Annotated in this window: 14 protein-coding genes and 1 pseudogene; 4 read left to right on the top strand and 11 right to left on the bottom strand. The window is 69.6% G+C overall.

Annotated elements, in window-relative coordinates:
• The first annotated feature begins 116 nt into the window (after nucleotides 1–116).
• Nucleotides 117–1,541, top strand: coding sequence for an MFS transporter (locus AB8P05_RS22155; protein WP_472760385.1), 1,425 nt, complete (start codon nucleotides 117–119; stop codon nucleotides 1,539–1,541).
• Between the two features lie 21 nt (nucleotides 1,542–1,562).
• Here the strand turns inward: AB8P05_RS22155 and AB8P05_RS22150 are convergent, their stop codons facing one another.
• From AB8P05_RS22150 to AB8P05_RS22115, 8 genes are all read right to left on the bottom strand, one after another.
• On the bottom strand, nucleotides 1,563–2,174 hold the full coding sequence (locus tag AB8P05_RS22150) for a PRC-barrel domain-containing protein (protein WP_472760384.1): 612 nt from the start codon (nucleotides 2,172–2,174) through the stop codon (nucleotides 1,563–1,565).
• Nucleotides 2,175–2,306: 132 nt separating this feature from the next.
• Nucleotides 2,307–3,131: an aldo/keto reductase gene (locus tag AB8P05_RS22145; RefSeq protein WP_472760383.1), complete on the bottom strand. Its 825-nt coding sequence runs from the start codon at nucleotides 3,129–3,131 to the stop codon at nucleotides 2,307–2,309.
• 150 nt (nucleotides 3,132–3,281) lie between these two features.
• Nucleotides 3,282–5,579 carry a xanthine dehydrogenase family protein molybdopterin-binding subunit gene (locus AB8P05_RS22140; protein ID WP_472760382.1) on the bottom strand — a complete coding sequence of 766 codons (2,298 nt, stop codon included), beginning with the start codon at nucleotides 5,577–5,579 and terminating at the stop codon, nucleotides 3,282–3,284.
• On the bottom strand, nucleotides 5,576–6,565 hold the full coding sequence (locus AB8P05_RS22135) for an FAD binding domain-containing protein (RefSeq protein ID WP_472760381.1): 990 nt from the start codon (nucleotides 6,563–6,565) through the stop codon (nucleotides 5,576–5,578). Before AB8P05_RS22135 ends, AB8P05_RS22140 begins: the two co-directional genes overlap by 4 nt.
• Nucleotides 6,562–7,092 (bottom strand): 2Fe-2S iron-sulfur cluster-binding protein, encoded by a 531-nt coding sequence (locus AB8P05_RS22130; RefSeq protein ID WP_472760380.1) that lies wholly within the window; start codon nucleotides 7,090–7,092, stop codon nucleotides 6,562–6,564. The genes AB8P05_RS22135 and AB8P05_RS22130 overlap by 4 nt, the downstream gene beginning before the upstream one ends.
• A 370-nt stretch (nucleotides 7,093–7,462) precedes the next feature.
• Nucleotides 7,463–8,572: an ABC transporter ATP-binding protein gene (locus tag AB8P05_RS22125; protein WP_472760379.1), complete on the bottom strand. Its 1,110-nt coding sequence runs from the start codon at nucleotides 8,570–8,572 to the stop codon at nucleotides 7,463–7,465.
• 7 nt (nucleotides 8,573–8,579) lie between these two features.
• Nucleotides 8,580–9,470: a carbohydrate ABC transporter permease gene (locus AB8P05_RS22120; protein ID WP_472760378.1), complete on the bottom strand. Its 891-nt coding sequence runs from the start codon at nucleotides 9,468–9,470 to the stop codon at nucleotides 8,580–8,582.
• Nucleotides 9,463–10,428: a carbohydrate ABC transporter permease gene (locus AB8P05_RS22115; RefSeq protein ID WP_472760377.1), complete on the bottom strand. Its 966-nt coding sequence runs from the start codon at nucleotides 10,426–10,428 to the stop codon at nucleotides 9,463–9,465. Before AB8P05_RS22115 ends, AB8P05_RS22120 begins: the two co-directional genes overlap by 8 nt.
• 296 nt (nucleotides 10,429–10,724) lie before the next feature.
• Between AB8P05_RS22115 and AB8P05_RS22110 the strand changes: the two genes are divergently transcribed.
• The 3 genes from AB8P05_RS22110 (at nucleotide 10,725) to AB8P05_RS22100 (ending at nucleotide 12,648) form a co-directional block, all read left to right on the top strand.
• Nucleotides 10,725–11,240: a 6-phosphogluconolactonase gene (locus AB8P05_RS22110; RefSeq protein ID WP_472760376.1), complete on the top strand. Its 516-nt coding sequence runs from the start codon at nucleotides 10,725–10,727 to the stop codon at nucleotides 11,238–11,240.
• Nucleotides 11,237–11,413 (top strand): 6-phosphogluconolactonase, encoded by a 177-nt coding sequence (locus AB8P05_RS22105; protein ID WP_472760375.1) that lies wholly within the window; start codon nucleotides 11,237–11,239, stop codon nucleotides 11,411–11,413. Before AB8P05_RS22110 ends, AB8P05_RS22105 begins: the two co-directional genes overlap by 4 nt.
• Before the next feature lie 218 nt (nucleotides 11,414–11,631).
• Nucleotides 11,632–12,648 (top strand): oxidoreductase, encoded by a 1,017-nt coding sequence (locus AB8P05_RS22100; RefSeq protein ID WP_472760374.1) that lies wholly within the window; start codon nucleotides 11,632–11,634, stop codon nucleotides 12,646–12,648.
• A gap of 4 nt (nucleotides 12,649–12,652) precedes the next feature.
• Here AB8P05_RS22100 and AB8P05_RS22095 read toward each other — a convergent pair whose 3' ends face one another.
• The 3 genes and pseudogenes from AB8P05_RS22095 to AB8P05_RS22085 all read right to left on the bottom strand — a co-directional run bounded on the left by AB8P05_RS22095 (nucleotide 12,653) and on the right by AB8P05_RS22085 (nucleotide 16,398).
• On the bottom strand, nucleotides 12,653–14,305 hold the full coding sequence (locus tag AB8P05_RS22095) for an ABC transporter permease (protein ID WP_472760373.1): 1,653 nt from the start codon (nucleotides 14,303–14,305) through the stop codon (nucleotides 12,653–12,655).
• 201 nt (nucleotides 14,306–14,506) lie between these two features.
• Nucleotides 14,507–15,493: an ABC transporter substrate-binding protein gene (locus tag AB8P05_RS22090; RefSeq protein ID WP_472760372.1), complete on the bottom strand. Its 987-nt coding sequence runs from the start codon at nucleotides 15,491–15,493 to the stop codon at nucleotides 14,507–14,509.
• A gap of 87 nt (nucleotides 15,494–15,580) precedes the next feature.
• Nucleotides 15,581–16,398 (bottom strand): annotated as a pseudogene (locus tag AB8P05_RS22085) (phosphodiesterase).
• Nucleotides 16,399–16,450 lie beyond the last annotated feature (52 nt).

Raw genomic sequence — 16,450 nt, 5'->3', positions numbered from 1 at the left:
CCAACAGGAGGGCGGGGGAGGGGTTCCGCGCCGGAGTGAGAGACCGACCGGCGCGCTCGGCTTCCGCAATGCTTTCATGCGAAATTGCTGCGACCGCGCAATGGGGGTCGGCCACTATGCTGACCACCATGTCCAGTCCCTCCATGCCGACCGTCTCCGCCGCCCCGTCCGCAGTCCCGAAGCCGCCGGCCGTCGCCGACGGTCTGCCGGTCCCGCAACGCTATTGGGCGATGGAGGCGATGACCGTCGCGCTGATCATGGCGGTGCTGGACGGGGTGGTCGCCAACATCGCCCTGCCGACCATCCAGCGCGAGTTCGGTGTGGACGCCGCGGGCGCCATCTGGGTGGTCAACGCCTATCAGCTGGCGGTCACCGTCTCCCTGTTCCCGCTGGCCTCGCTGGGCGACATCATCGGCTACCGCAAGGTCTACTGGTGCGGGCTGGCCGTCTTCACACTGGCGTCGCTGGCCTGCGCCCTGTCGCCCAGCCTGTCGGTCCTGACCGCCGCGCGCGTCGTGCAGGGCATCGGCGGCGCCGGGATCATGAGCGTCAATCTGGCGCTGGTCCGCCACATCTACCCCTCCACCCATCTCGGGCGCGGCGTCGGCTACAACGCGATGATCGTCGCGGTGTCCTCCGCGGCGGGGCCGAGTTTGGCGGCGCTGATCCTGTCGGTTGCCTCCTGGCCCTGGCTGTTCGCCGTCAATGTGCCGCTGGGGCTGGCGGCGCTGGTGGTGGCGGCGCGGGCGATGCCGGTCTCCACCCCCGCCGGCCACCGGTTCGACTGGGTGAGCGCCCTGTTGAACGCCGGCATGCTCGGCCTGCTGATCGTCGGCTTCAAGGGGGTGGACGGCAGCCAGCCCGGCTGGCTGGTCGCGGCGGAACTGGCTGGCGCGCTGATCCTGGGTGTGACGCTGGTGCGGCGGGAGCTGTCGCAGACGGCGCCGCTGCTGCCGGTCGACCTGCTGCGCCGGCCGGTCTTCGCCCTGACCGTGGTGACCTCGGTCTGCTCCTTCGCCTCGCAGAACATCGTCTTCGTGGCGATGCCCTTCTTCTTCGAGGACGTGCTGCACCGGTCGCTGGCCGAATCCGGGCTGCTGATGACGCCCTGGCCGCTGATGGTGGCGCTGGTGGCGCCGATCTCCGGCCGGCTGGCCGACCGCTACGAGCCGACGCGGCTGGCGGCGGCCGGTCTGGCACTGTTCGCGACCGGGCTGGCGCTGATGGCGCTGCTGCCGCCCGACCCGGCGACGCTGGACGTGGTATGGCGGATGGCGCTGGCCGGCTTCGGCTTCGGCCTGTTCCAGACCCCGAACAACAAGGTGCTGGTCAGCAGCGCGCCGAAGGAACGCAGCGGCGGCGCCAGCGGCATCCAGGCGACCGGCCGGCTGCTGGGCCAGACGCTGGGTGCCGCGACGGTCGGGCTGGTCTTCAGCGCGGTGGGCAAGGCGGACGGCAGCGTCACGGTGCTGTGGCTGGGCGCCGGGCTGTGCGCGGTCGCCTGCCTGACCGGTTTCTTCCGCCGCCGCCCGGCCGCCTGAGCCATTACTGGCGGTCGCAACTTATTGGCCGTCGGGGCGGGTCACCGTCGGTTCGTTGCCGTAGGCGAAGACCGGCGCCCGGCCAAGGTCGGCCTGCTCCATGTCCAGCACCGGCCCGTCCGGGCCGTTGGTCAGGGCGCCGGCCGGCACCGCCACCAGCTTTTCGCCCAGCCCCAGCACGTCGTTCGGCGCCACGACGATGCGGTCGATGCGGTCGCCGGGCTGGCTCAGGGTGAAGTCCAGGATGCGGCCGCCCGGCTGGCCGTCGCGGGTGCGCAGCTCCGTCCCTACCATCGACCGCGCCTGATCGGGGTTGAGGGCGGCGGAGGGCAGGGCGGCCACCGGCGGTGAGCCGGCGGGCGAGCCGGCCGGCGAACTGGCGACCGGCGGGGCCTGGTTCTGCATCTCCCGCGAGGGGGCCTCGCCGCTGACGCCCGGCGGGGAGGTGACCTCGCCCGTGGCCGGCCGGTCGTCCGGCCGCGGTGCGGTCATCAGCGGCGGTGCGGTCCCCTGCGCCATGGTGTCGGGCGCTGCGGAGTCGGGCGTGGCGCCGGGCGCCGGCGCGGTCTGGGCCATAGCGGTGCCGGACATCAGCAGCAATGCGGCGGGCAGGAGCATCAGGGGGCGGAGCATTGGGGCGACCCTTCCGTTCGGATTCGGTATCGCCCTGGTTAACAGCCCGACATGCCCGCGGGTTGCCGATGGGATGGCCGATTGGATGGTCGTATAACGACTCTCCCACCCCGCGACGCGATTACCCCTTGCTCACTTGTCCCAAACCGGCGCCAGCCCCGCCGGGCTCACGATCCGCCCGTCGGGCCGGGCAAGCTTGGCGATGGCGGCCATGTCGCCGTCGTCCAGCGCGAAGTCGAACACCGCGAAATTCTCCGCCACCCGTTCCGGCCGGGCGGTCTTCGACAGCACGATGTGGCCCTGCTGGATCAGCCAGCGCAGCGTCACCTGGGCCGCGGTCTTGCCGTACTTGGCGCCGATCCGCTGCAACTCCGGATCGCGCGGCACCTTGCCGTCGGCCATGGCGTAATAGGCGGTGATCGCCACGCCCAGGTCCCGCGCCGCCGCCGCCATCGCGCCCTGGTCGAGATAGGGGTGCACCTCGATCTGGTTGGTGGCGATGGGGGCCTGGCTGCGCTGTACCGATTTCCGCAGCTGGGCGATGTTCTGGTTGCTGACGCCGATGAAGCGGGTCTTGCCGGCGGCCTGCACGGCGTTCAGCATCCCGATCTGGTCGGCGATGGCGACCTGGTCGCCCGGCCAGTGCAGCAGCAGCAGGTCCACCCGGTCGACCTTCAGCTTGTCCAGGCTTTCGTCGACCGACGCGGCGAAGCGGTCGGGGCTGTACTGGTCGACCCAGACCTTGGTGGTCAGGAACAAATCGTCTCGGCGGGCACCGGCGGCCTGCAGGGCGCGGCCGAGCGCCGCCTCGTTGCGGTAGATCTGCGCGGTATCGAAATGGCGGAAGCCGGCCTCCAGCGCCGCCGGAACCACCCGTTCGACCTCCTCGTCCGACATGCGGAACACGCCGAACCCCAGGGCGGGGATCTCGGCGCCATTGGCCTTCACTGTCTGCATCCTGCTTGCTCTCCTGAACTGCGCCGTTGCGGGTCACTGGGGCGCGTCACTTGGGTCGATGCAGACATATGGCGGGAAGGGCGGTCTGCAAACCGCCTCTCCCGCCATATCACTTGTGAATTCAATTCCCAGATCGAACCCGGCAGAGCGTCACATCAGCTTGTCGAGCGTGATCGGCAGGTCGCGGATGCGCTTGCCGGTGGCGTTGTAGACGGCGTTGGCGACTGCTGCGCCGACGCCGGTGATGCCGATCTCGCCGATGCCGCGGGCCCCCATCGGCGCCTGCGGGTCGGGGATGTCGGTGTAGAGAATCTCGATGGCGGGAACGTCCATCTGCACCGGCACGTGATAGTCGGCGAGCGAGGCGTTGACGATGCGGCCGCTGCGCGGATCGAAGTTGGTTTCCTCGGTCAGCGCCAGCCCGATCCCCATGATGATGCCGCCCTTGAACTGGCTCGTCGCCGTCTTGGCGTTGAGGATGCGGCCGGCGTCGAAGGAGCCGAGGAAGCGTGAGACACGGACCTCCCCGGTGATCTCGCTGACCCGGACCTCGCAGAACTGCGCGCCGTAGGAGTGCATGGAGAAGGCTTCCATCTCCGCCGGCGGCGGGGCGTCGGCCTCGCAGACCAGCTCGTCGCGTGCGGCGCGTCGCAGGATCGATTCATAGCTTTCGAAGCGCGCCGCATCCTCGCGGTGGCCGATACCGCCATCCCGCGTCTCGACCTCGGCGAGCGACAAGCCGGCCAGCGGCGAATCATTGCCGGCGAGCTTCAGCAACTCCTCGACGAAGACTTCGGCGGCAGCGATGACGGCGCCGCCGATGGAAGCCGTCTGGGTCGAGCCGCCGGCGATCACCCCGCGCGGCAGGGTGGTGTCGCCATACTCGAAACTGACTTGGGTAAGCGGAACGCCGAGCCGTGCCGCGATGTGCTGGACCTGCGCCGTCGCCGTGCCCATGCCCATGTCATGTACCGCCGTCGAGACGGTGACCTGCCCGCCGGCCGTCAGCCTGATCCGCGCCGCACCGCCGGGGAAGCGGTGGTAGGGATAGGTGGCCGTCGCGCAGCCCATGCCGATCAGCCACTCGCCGTCTCGCTGCTGGCGCGGAGTCGGGCTGCGGCGGTTCCAGCCGAACCGTTCCGCGCCCTTGTCATAGGCGTCGATCAGGTGGCGGGAGGAAAAGGGCTTGCCGCTGGTCGGATCCGTCGCCGGCTCGATACGCCGCCGCAGCTCGATGGGGTCGAGTCCCAGCTTTTCCGCAAGCTCGTCGATGGCGCATTCCAGCGCGAAGGTGCCGACGGACTCGCCGGGCGCCCGCATGAAGGTGTTCGCCAGCATGTCCATGTCGGCAACCTCCTGGGCCAGCCGGATGGACTTGGCGGCATAAAGGTGGCGGGCCGGGAAAGTGAATTGTTCGGGGCAGGAGTTGTGGGTGGTCATCGCCACGATGCCGGTGTGGATCAGCGCATCCAGCCGGCCGTCGGTGCCGGCGCCCAGCGCCACCCGCTGTTCCGTCAGTGTCCGGCCGCCGACGATCCGGAACACGCCTTCGCGCGACAGCATGATGCGCACCGGCCTGCCGGCGAGCTTCGCGGCGGCGCAGGCGAGGATCTGGTGGTCCCACAGGCATTTCCCGCCGAAGCCGCCACCGACGAAGGGGGAGGAGACGCGGACCTTGTCGGGCTCCAGGCCGAAGATGTCGGCCAGCTGTCCCGCCGTCAGGTCGAGAAGCTGGCTGGCGTCATGCACCCGCAGCTCGTCACCGGTCCAGGCGACGGTCGCCGCATGCAGTTCGATGGCATTGTGGTTGTGGCGCGGCGTCCGGTAGATCTGGTCCACCTGTACCGCAGCGGCTTTCAGGGCGGCTTCGGCATCGCCGATCTCCACGACCGGCGGCTGCCCCAAGATGTTGTCCAATTGGCGCGGCGTCTTCTTCGCCTCGTCGAAGGACGTTACGGCCGGCAGCGGCGCATAGTCGGCCGTCACCAGCGAGGCGGCATGGTCGGCCTGTTCCTGCGTCTCGGCGAGGACGACGGCGATGGGCTGGCCGTTCCAGTGGATCTCGTCATCCTGCATGACCGGCAGGTCGCTCGCCCCGGCGGCGCTCGGCGACGACATCATCAGCGACGGCGCCTTCATCCGCGGCGCGTTGCGGTGGGTCATGACCAGCACCACGCCGGGGGCCGCCTCCGCCGCCGCGGTGTCGAGTGCCGTAATCCGCCCGCGCGCGACGGTGCTGTAGGCGAGTGCCGCGTAGCAGAGCCCTTCATAGGGAAACTCGGCGGCGAAGCGCGCCTTCCCTTGAACCTTCAGCGGCCCGTCGATGCGCGAGACCGGCTGCCCCAGTGCCCCATGTTTGTGGAGCATCGGATCCTGCGTGACCGCCGGTCGCCAGCGGCCGGGCAGGGAGTTTGCGGATGTGTTTGTGGAGTCGGATTGCATGCTCATGCGTCGTCTCCCGTCAGCTCGCCGAGGACGGCGACGATCGTCCGTTTCGCCAGCTCGATCTTGAAGGCGTTGTCGCGAAGCCCGGTTGCGGCGGCGAGTTCCGCCTCCGCGGCGGCGCGGAAGCTCTCCGGGCCGGCCGGCCGGCCCTTCAGCGCGGCTTCCGCCGCCGAGGCCCGCCACGGCTTGTGGGCGACGCCGCCGAGCGCCAGCCTCACGTCGCGCACCACGCCGCTGTCGTCGATATCGAGGGCGGCGGCGACCGAGACCAGCGCGAAGGCGTAGCTCGCGCGGTCGCGCACCTTGCGGTAGGTGGAGCGGCGGGCGAAGGGCAGGGGCGGGATCTCGACGGCAGTAATCAGCTCGCCCGGTTTCAACTCCGTTTCGATGTCCGGCCGGTCGCCCGGCAGGCGGTGCAGGTCGGCAAACGCGATGCTGCGCGGTCCCGCGGGGCCGTCCAGATGCACCGTCGCGTCGAGTGCGGCGAGCGCCACGCACATGTCGGACGGATGGGTGGCGACGCAGGCCGGCGACGCACCGAGGATGGCGTGGTAGCGGTTGAAGCCGTCGCGCGCGTCGCAGCCGGCCCCCGGCTGGCGTTTGTTGCAGGCCGCAGCAATGTCGTAGAAATAGCGGCAGCGCGTGCGCTGCAGGATGTTGCCGCCGACCGTCGCCATGTTGCGGATCTGGGCGCTGGCCCCGGCGAGGATCGCGCGGGCGAGGAGCGGATAGTGGGCGCGCACATGGCCATCGGCGGCGAGCGCGGTGTTGGTCGCCGCCGCCCCGATCAGCAATCCGCCGTCTGCGCGCGGCTCGATCTTGCGCGGCAGGCCGGTGACATCGACCAGCATTTCCGGCCGTTCGACCGTCTCGCGCATCAGATCGACCAGATTGGTGCCGCCGCCGAGATAGCGCGCCGCGGCGTTGCCCTTCGCCAACTCGATGGCGGCGGACGCGTCGGACGCCCGTTCATAGGTGAAGGGGTTCATGCCCGCACCCTCTCCTGAGTAGAGGCCGGGATCTTTTCCAGCGTTTCCGAGATGGCCTCGATGATGCCGTTGTAGGCGCCGCAGCGGCAGAGATTGCCGCTCATGCGTTCGCGCAGTTCCCGCTCGTCGATGGTGACGCCGGCCGCCGTAAGGTCGGCGGTGACGACGCTCGGGATGTTGCGCTCGATCTCGCGCGCCATGCCGATTGCGGAGCAGAGCTGTCCGGGCGTGCAGTATCCGCACTGGAAGCCGTCATGCTCGACGAAGGCCAGCTGCAGCGGATGCAGGGCGCCGTCGCTGCCCAGCCCTTCGACGGTGGTGATGCTGCGGCCCTGATACTGGACCGCCAGCGCCAGACAGGAATTGATGCGTTCGCCGTCGACCAGCACGGTGCAGGCGCCGCAGGCGCCTTGGTCGCAGCCCTTCTTGGTCCCGGTGAATCCCAGACTGTTGCGGAGGAGGTCGAGCAGCGAACTGCGGACATCCGCCTCGACCTCGACGCTTTGTCCATTGATCGTGAAGTTCATCAGCGCATTCCCCAATTCGGAACGGGTTCTGGCCGACGGCAGCCCGCGGCCTGCCCTCCGCCATCCGGACGGATTGGGCCGGCCTGTTAACCGTCAGCGGCGCTGGAAATCACGCTGGGTGGTGAGAAAAACCCTCTCCCGCCCCGGGAGAGGGCACGGAACCGACGGCCAAAGGCCGGACGACCGCAAAGCGGTCGTAGGTGAAGTGCGGTCGCGAGACTTGCGAGCGACCTCGGGCCCATGCGGAGCATGGGAAGGGTGAGGGGTGATCCAGACATGGATTTTTGATCCTTGCCTTACCCCTCACCCTCCCCACGCCTACGGCGCGGGTCCCCTCCCTCTCCCGGGACGGGAGAGGGCTATCAGCCGATCAAATCCGCTGTTCGGTTTTCGGGTCGAACAGGTTGGCCCGCGCCATGTCGATCATGAAGTCGGCGGTCTCACCCTCGGCCACCCGGTCGCTCGGCTTGATGCGGGCGACCACCTCATGCCCGTTCAGCTCGACATAGGTGATGGTGTCGGCGCCGGTCGGCTCCAGGACGTTGACGCCGCAGGCGACCTTCACCAGCGCCGGGTTGCCGGCGGCGAGTGCCGGGTCGTAGCAGGTGATGGCCTCAGGACGGATGCCCAGGATCACCTCCTGGCCCAGCCAGTGGCCGGCCTGCTCCGGCGCCTGGAACAGCGGCAGGAAGCCGCTGCGCTCGCGCCCGACGCTGACGCCCAGCCGGTCGCCCTCGGCCGACAGCGTGCCGCGCACGAAATTCATGGTGGGGGAGCCGATGAAGCTCGCCACATACATGTTGGCCGGCCGCTCGTAGACCTCCTGCGGCGGGGCGAACTGCTGGACAACCCCCTCCTTCATGATGGCGATGCGGCTGGCCAGCGTCATCGCCTCGATCTGGTCGTGGGTGACGTAGACCACGGTGGTGCCGAGCCGCTGGTGCAGCTTCTTGATCTCGGTGCGCATGTCGACGCGCAGCTTGGCGTCCAGGTTGGACAGCGGCTCGTCGAACAGGAACACCTTGGGGTCGCGGACCAGGGCGCGGCCCATGGCGACGCGCTGGCGCTGGCCGCCCGACAGCTGCGCCGGCTTGCGGTCCAACAGATGCTCGATCTGCAGCAGCTTGGCGACGCGGCGGATGGCGCCGTCGCGCTCCGCCTTCGGCTGGCCGCGCATCTCCAGCGAGAAGCCGATGTTCCGCGCCACCGTCATGTTGGGATAGAGCGCGTAGGACTGGAACACCATGGCGATGTCGCGATCCTTGGGATGGACCTCGTTGACCACGCGCTGGTCGATGCGGATCTCGCCGGCACTGATCGTCTCCAGGCCGGCGATCATGTTGAGCAGGGTGGATTTCCCGCAGCCGGACGGCCCGAGCAGGACGAGGAATTCGCCGTCCGTCAGGTCCAGGTCGATGCCCTTCAGGACCTCGACGCTGCCATACTGCTTGCGGACGTTGTTGATGCTGAGAGTCGCCATCGGAAGATCACCCCTTGACGGAGCCGGCGGTCAGACCGCGGATGAAGTATTTCCCGGCAAGCACATAGACGACGAGGGTGGGCAGGCCGGCGATCATCGCCGCCGCCATGTCGACGTTGTACTGCTTCACGCCGGTGGTGGTGTTGACGAGGTTGTTCAGCGCGACCGTCACCGGCTGGGCGCCGCCCGCCGCGAAGGACGCCCCGAACAGGAAGTCGTTCCAGATCTGGGTGAACTGCCAGATGATCGTCACCACCAGGATCGGCAGCGACAGCGGCAGCATGATCTTGGTGAAGATCTGGAAGAAGCCGGCGCCGTCGATGGTCGCGGCCTTCACCAGATCGTCGGGGATGCTGACGTAATAGTTGCGGAAGAACAAAGTGGTGAAGGCGAGGCCGTACACCACATGGACCAGGATCAGCCCGCCGGCACTGCCGGCCAGCCCGAGCGCGCCCAGCGTCTGCGCCATCGGCAGCAGAATCACCTGGGACGGCAGGAAGCTGCCGAACAGGATCATGCCGAACACGATGTTGGCGCCGCGGAACCGCCACTTGGTCAGGGCATAGCCGTTCAGCGCCCCGAAGAAGGTGGAGATGACCACCGCCGGCACGACGATGACCAGGGAATTGAGGAAATAGGGCGCCATGCCGCGGCAGTCGGCGCCGATGCAGGCGCGGTTCCAGGCATAGCTCCAGGCATCCAGGCTGAAGTCGCGCGGCAGCGACAGCAGCGAGCCGGTGCGGATCTCCTCCGGGCTCTTGAAGGAGGTGGTGATCATCAGCAGCAGCGGCAGCAGGTAATAGGCCGCGAACAGCAGGAGGATCAGGTACAGGCCCCAGCGGGCGATGCGGGCGCCGGTGCCCTGCGCCGGCGGCAGGGCGGAGGTCAGGCTAGACACGCTTGCCTCCCTTCAGTTCGGAATAGAGGTAGGGCACGATGATCGCCACCACCGTCGCCAGCATCATCAGCGCGCTGGCCGAGCCGATGGCGATCTGGTTGCGGCGGAAGGTCATCTCGTACATGAAGGTCGCCGGCAGGTCCGACGCATAGCCCGGACCGCCGCCGGTCAGCGCCACCACGAGGTCGTAGCTCTTGACCGCGAGGTGGGCGAGGATGACGAAGGCGCTCATGAACACCGGCCGGATCGACGGCAGGACGATGCCCCAATAGATGCGCGGCAGGCTGGCGCCGTCGAGATAGGCCGCCTTGATGATCTCCTGATCGACGCCGCGGAGCGCCGCCAGGAACAGCGCCATCACGAAGCCGGAGCTTTGCCAGACCGCCGCGATCACCAGCGTGTAGACGGCGGTGTCCTGCTGGACGATCCAGTCGAAGGTGAAGCCGGGGAAGCCCAGGTCGCGCACGAACTGCTGGATGCCGATGGACGGGTTCAGGATCCATTTCCAGGCGGTGCCGGTGACGATGAAGCTGAGCGCCATCGGATAGAGATAGACCGTGCGCAACGCCCCTTCGCCGCGGATGCGCTGGTCGAGCAGCACCGCCAGCAGGATGCCGATGACCAGGCTGATGCCGATGAACAGCCCGCCGAAGATCAGCAGATTCTCGATGGCGACGTACCAGCGCTCAATCCGCCACAGCTTGGCGAAGGCGTCGGCCCCGACCAGTTCATAGGACGGCAGCATCCTGGAATTGGTGAAGCTGATATAGGCGGTCCAGGCGATGAAGCCGTAGACGAACAGCAGGATCGCCGCGAAGGACGGGGCGACCACCAGCTTCGACAGATGCCGCTGCGCCGCGGCGCGCAGCCCGTTCGCCCGCGGCGGGGTGGCGCTGTCGGGTGCGGCCCCGGCGTCCTCGCCGGCGGACGGCCGGTAGGATGGGGTCTGCAAGGTCATGGTGCGATCCTCGCCGGCTTCAGGGCCGGCGTCGCACACGGATGCAGGTCGCGCATGTCGGTTCCCTCCCGTGACACGTTGCTGTTGGACCGCTGCGAGACGGTCGTTCGTCCGGCGGTCGTTCGCTTGGCGGTCACTGTACGCTGCCGATGATGCGCGGGGCGGACAATTTGGTAACGCGGCGCTTTCCCGGCGCCCGCGTTGTTACGCAGCTGTTACACAGATGGCCGCGCCCCGGCCGGGCGGGCGGATTATGGTCCGTGCAAACTGACAAGAACCAGTGGGGAGCGTCCACCATGACCGCGCGCCTTCGTGTCTTCCGCGATGCCCAGGACCTTGCCGAAACGCTGGCCGGCGAGACGGCGGCCCTGCTGACCGCCGCCATCGCGGCACGCGGGTCCGCCACCATGGCGCTGCCGGGCGGGCGGACGCCGACGCCTTTCCTGACGGCGCTCGGCCGGCGCGATGTCGATTGGGGGCGGGTGACGGCGACGCTGGTGGACGACCGCTGGCTCCCGCCCGACAGCCCGGACAGCAACGCGGCCACCCTGCACGCCACGCTGCTCGCCGCCGCGCCGGCCATCCGCTTCATCCCGCTCTACACCGGTGCCGCCACGCCGGAGGAGGGGGAGGCCGCCTGCGCCGAAGCGCTGCGCGCCATCGACGGCCCCTTCGACCTGATGGTGACCGGCATGGGGGAGGACGGGCATGTCGCCTCGCTGTTTCCCGATGCGCCGAACCTCGCCTCCGCCTGGGAAGGTCCGGCACCCTGCCGGGCGATGCGCTCCCCACCGCGCCGCATCCGCGCATGACGCTGACCCTGCCGCGCCTGCTCGACAGCCGGCGGACCGTCGTGCTGATCTCCGGCAGCGCCAAGCGCGCGGTGCTGGAGCAGGCCCGCGCCGCCGGCCCGGAGGACGCCATGCCGGTGCGTGCCCTGTTGCGCCGGGGCGGGGCGGACACCATGGTCTGCTGGGCGCCCTGATAAATACCCTTTCCCGTCCCGGGAGAGGGAGGGGACCCACGAAGTGGGGAGGGTGAGGGGGAGTCCGAGAATCCCGAACCGCATGGCTTCGTGCCTAACCCCTCACCCTTCCCATGCTCTGCATGGGCCCCTTCCCTCTCCCGGGGCGGGAGAGGGGTTGATGGCGACCGTTTGGAAAGCCGGACGTTCCGGCACTTTGAATAGGAGGTTTTGCGACGATGAACAGCCTGTCGGTCGGTCTGCTGGGCTTCGGCCTCGCCGGGTCGGTGTTCCATGCGCCGCTGATCCTCAGCGAACCGCGCCTGCGCCTGACGGCAATCGCCAGCTCGCGCATCGACGACATCCGCCGCGCGGCACCGGGAGCGGAGGCGACGACGGCCGAGGCGGTGATCGCCGATCCGGCCATCGACCTCGTGGTGATCGCCACCCCCAACACCAGCCACGCCCCCCTGGCCCGCGCGGCGCTGCTGGCCGGCAAGCATGTGGTGATCGACAAGCCGATGGCGACCACCGCGGCGGAGGCCGGCGAGCTGATCGACCTCGCCAAGCGGCAGGGCCGGCTGCTGACCGTCTTCCAGAATCGGCGCTGGGACAATGACTTCCTGACGCTGCGCGCCTGCCTGGAAAAGGGCGAGATCGGCCGCCCCTTTCATTACGAGGCGCATTTCGACCGTTTCCGGCCGCAGATCAAGCAGGGCTGGCGGGAGCAGACGCTGGCAGGCTCCGGCGTGCTGTTCGACCTGGGTGCCCACCTGATCGACCAGGCGCTGACCCTGTTCGGCATGCCCGACCGCATCCTCGCCGATGTGGGATCCCAGCGGCCGGACGCGCAGGTGGACGACTGGTTCCACATCGTGCTGGGCTATGGGCCGATGCGGGCGATCCTCCATTGCGGCACGGTGGTCTGCCGGCCGGGGCCGCGCTTCCAACTGCATGGCGACGGCGGCAGCTTCCTGAAGCACGGCATGGACGGGCAGGAGGCGGCCCTGCGCGCCGGGCGCATGCCGACCGAAGCCGACTGGGGCCTGGACGATCCGGAGAACTTCGCCCTGCTGGTCCAGGCCGATGGGACGGAGCGGCGGGTGGAGACCCTGCGCGGCGACTATCCCGCCTTCTACCGCGGCGTGGCGGCCGCCATCCTCGACGGCGCCCCGCCGCCGGTGACGGCGGAGCAGGCGCGCGACGTGCTAGCGGTGCTGGAGGCGGTGCGCCGGGCGGCGGGGCTGCCGGCTTGACCGGCTAATCACGCCAGGGCACCACACCCGGCGGCAGGCGGCGGCCCAGCGCCCCGGCGGCGAGCATAGCGGCCAGGACGACCAGGATGGCGACGATGCCGAGCGCTGCCCCCAACGTCGGGCTGCCGCCTTCCTCCAGCGCATAGACGACGACGCCCAAAATCTCCCGCCCCTGCGACCACAGCAGGATGGAGACGGTCAACTCGTTGAAGGCGGTCAGGAAGACCAGCAGCCCGCCAGCCGCGGCGGCGGGGGCGACCAGCGGCGCCACCACCGTCACCAGCCGCCGCAGCGGCCCGGCGCCCAGCGCGCGGGCGGCTTCCTCCACCGTCGGGTCGAGCGCGGCGCAGGCGGCCTGCACCGGCCGCAGGGCCAGCGGCAGGAAGCGGACCAGATAGGCCGCCAGGATGATCCACAGCGTGCCGTACAGGCTGACGCCCAGCCCCGGCAGCGGCTTCAGGAACAGCAGGATGCAGCCGATGCCCAGCACCACCCCCGGCACGGCATGCGGCAGTTCCACCAGCACGCCGACCGCCCGCGCGATCCGCCCGCTTCCGCCGCCCAGCGCCATCGCATGGGCCAGCGGCACCGCCAGCAATGCCAGCAGCAGCGCCGCCGACCCCGACAGCAGAACCGAATTGGCGAAGGCGCGCCCGACCTGATCGAGCGCCAGCACCTCGCGGTAATGGGCCAGCGTCAACGTGTCGAGACCGATGGGCAGGCCGTAGACCCGCACGAGGCTGGTCGCCAGCAGCGCCGCCAGCGGTGCCGCGACGATCAGCGCCAGCACGCCCCAGGCGAGCCCCTCGACCGGCGCGCGGGCGGCCCCGAGCGGCAGCGGCGCCAGCGGCCGGGCGCCGCCGGGCAGGCGGGCGGCGATGCGCGCCTGGAGGATGGTCTGCGCCGCGATGCCCAGGCAGGCGATGAGGCCGATCAGGGCGGCCAGCACCGCCACCTCGGGCAGCGCCGATGGGCCGAAGCCGGCCAGCCGCCGGTAGATCAGCGTCGGCAGCATCGGAATGCCGGCCGGCACGCCCAGCAGGGCGGGAACCCCGAAATTGCCCAGCGCCGCGACGAAGGCCAGGGCAAGCCCGGCGATCAGCCCCGGCAGGCAGAGCGGCAGCACCACGCCGCGCACCGCGCGCCACGGGCCGGCGCCCGATGCCCGCGCCGCCTCCAGCACATCGCCGGGGATTGCGCGAAGTGCCGCGCGCAGGGCGAGGAAGACCAGCGGGGCATGCTCGATGCCCATCACCAGCACCATGCCCATCGCCGACTGCACCGGGTTCGGCGTGCCGACCGGCGGGGCGAGGCCCAGCGGCTTCAGGATCGGGCTGCCGGACCCGGCAAGGTGAGTCCAGGCCATCGCCACGATCTGCGGCGGGATCATCAGCGGCAGGATCAGGGCGAAGGTCATCGCCGTGCGGGCGCGCAGGTCGGTCAGCCCGATCAGCAGGGCAAAGGGTCCGCCGATCAGGGCGGCCGCCAGCGTGGCGCCGGCGGCGACGGCGATGCTGTTGGTGGTCGCGCGCCATGTGGCTGGGGAGTCGAGCACGCGGCCGAGCACCGCCGGGTCGCCGGCCTCCCACAGCAGGCGCAGGATCGGCAGAAGCACGAGCAGCCCGACCAGCAGCGGCCAGCCGGGGAGGGTGCGCAAGAAGCCTTCCGTGGCTTTTCGACCACCCGGGGCGATCCCCCTCTCCCCCCGGGGAGAGGGTCGGGGTGAGGGGGACGCATGGCGTGGATTTTCACGGGTGGGTCGGAGTGCGCGATTCTTGAGGATCCCTGCAACGCACCCCCTCACCCTAACCCTCTCCCCAGGGGGAGAGGGGATCCTTTCCGGTCCGTACCAACACTCTCACCCGCCGAACAGGTCGGCGAAGGCGCGCTTGTTGGCCTCGTCCTCGGCCAGTGCCTTGGCCGGGTCGTAGGGCAGCAGGGTGATGGTCGCCGGATCGGGGAAGCCCGGCGGCGGGTTGACGCCCGGCAGCGCCGGCAGGAAGCCCTGGCGGGAGGCGAGATCCTGGCCCTCGCGGCTCAGCAGGAAGTTGATGAAGGCTTTGGCCGCAGTGGGGTTCTTGGCGGTGCTGAGGATCGCCACCGGCTCGCTGACCGCGCTGACGCCCTCCTTGGGGAAGACGAAGGCGACGGGGGCGCCCTTCAGCTGTTCGCGGATCGGCAGGTAATCGACGACCATGCCGTAGAGCTTCGCCCCGCCGGCCACATCCTTCAGGATGCCGCCGTTGCCCTTGGCCGCGGTGACGGCATTGCGATGCAGCGCCTCATAATACGCCATGCCAAGCGACGGCTGCGCCTTGATCGAAGCCATGTGGATGGCGGCGGCGCCGGAATAGAGCGGGCTCGGCATCACCGTGCTGCCCTTGGCCTCCGGCTTCAGCAGATCCTGCCAGGAGGTCGGCTTCAACGGGGCGGCGGTGTTGTAGACGATGCCGGTGGTGATCAGCTTGGTGCCGAACCAGTAACCCTGCGCATCGTGGGTGCCGGGGCGGTAGCCGGAAACCGGAGCCTCGGCATAGGGCTGCAGCCGCTTTTCCGCCTTCAGCGATTCCATCGTCACCGCGTCGGCGATCAGCAGCAGGTCGGGCTGCGGCGCACCGGCGGCGAACTCCGCGCGCAGCTTGTTCATCAGCTCGGTCGTGCCGTTGCGGACCCACTCCACCTCGACGCCGGGGTTCTTCGCCTTGAAGGCTTCCACCGTCTGGCGGGCATCGGGCTCCAGCTGCGAGGTGTAGAGCACCAGCTTGCCGGTGGCGCCGTCCGCCAGTGCGGTGTGGCCGAGGGCAAGCGTCAGGACCGTGGCGAGGGTGGCGAGAAACGCCTTCATCTCTGTCGTCTCCGTGGGAACGGCGGTGAGAGCTGTGTCTTACGCGAAGCCCGTGACAGGCGCGTGACAGCCGGCCGAATAGCCGAGTTAGTCGATCAGCTTTCCGTCCTTGAAGAAGGGATAGGGGCCGTCATAGTCGCCGATCACGGCGGTGTGGCTGACCACGCCGGTGTCGGCGCGCCACATGTGGATCTGGTAGCCCGGCGGCTCCATCACGAAGGCGGACGGCGCGTCGTCGCGCAGGTCGAGCGCCACCTGATGCGCGGTCGACGGCGCGGTGGAGGCGATGGTTCCGGCCCAGCGCACCTGGATCGGCCGGTGGAGATGGCCGCACAGCACCCGTTCCACTTGGCGATGTCGGCGGACCACCGCGGCCATGGCGTCGGCCCCGCTCAGCCCCAGCCGGTCCATATGGCCGATGCCGGTGGCAAACGGCGGGTGGTGCTGGAAGACAATGGTCGGCCGGTCCGGCTGCTCGGACAGTCGGGCGTCGAGCCAGGACAGGCGATCTGCACAGACCTCACCGGCGCCGGAGCCGGGCAGGACGGTGTCCATGGCGATCAGGCGGACCGGCCAGTCCTCCACCGTGTAGTGGAAGAATGGGCTGTCGCCGACGCGGGCCTTGAGGTCGGGGAAGGCGCTGGCGAGCCCGGCGCGTTCGTCATGGTTGCCGGGCACCGCGAAGAGCGGGATGTCGAGCGGACGCAGCAGGCCGAGCAGGCGTTCGTACTCCTCCGCATGGCCGGCATCGACGAGGTCGCCGGTGGCGAGGATCACGTCGGGTCGGGGGTGAGCGCCAGGATCGCGGCGGCCGCACGCTCCAGGAAGGGGGCGGTGTCCACGCGGCGGTAGGCGAGGCGGCCGGGGGGCTTGATGTGGGTGTCGGTGATCTGAACGATGATCATTGGGTGGGCCTTGAGTGATTGAATCTTGGAGGGCTTAGACCCCCACCCCAAC

The sequence above is a fragment of the Azospirillum sp. VT-I1 genome (genome assembly GCF_055698305.1).
The sequence above is the reverse complement of the archived record's forward strand: the minus strand, read 5'-3'. Positions and strand labels throughout refer to the sequence as shown.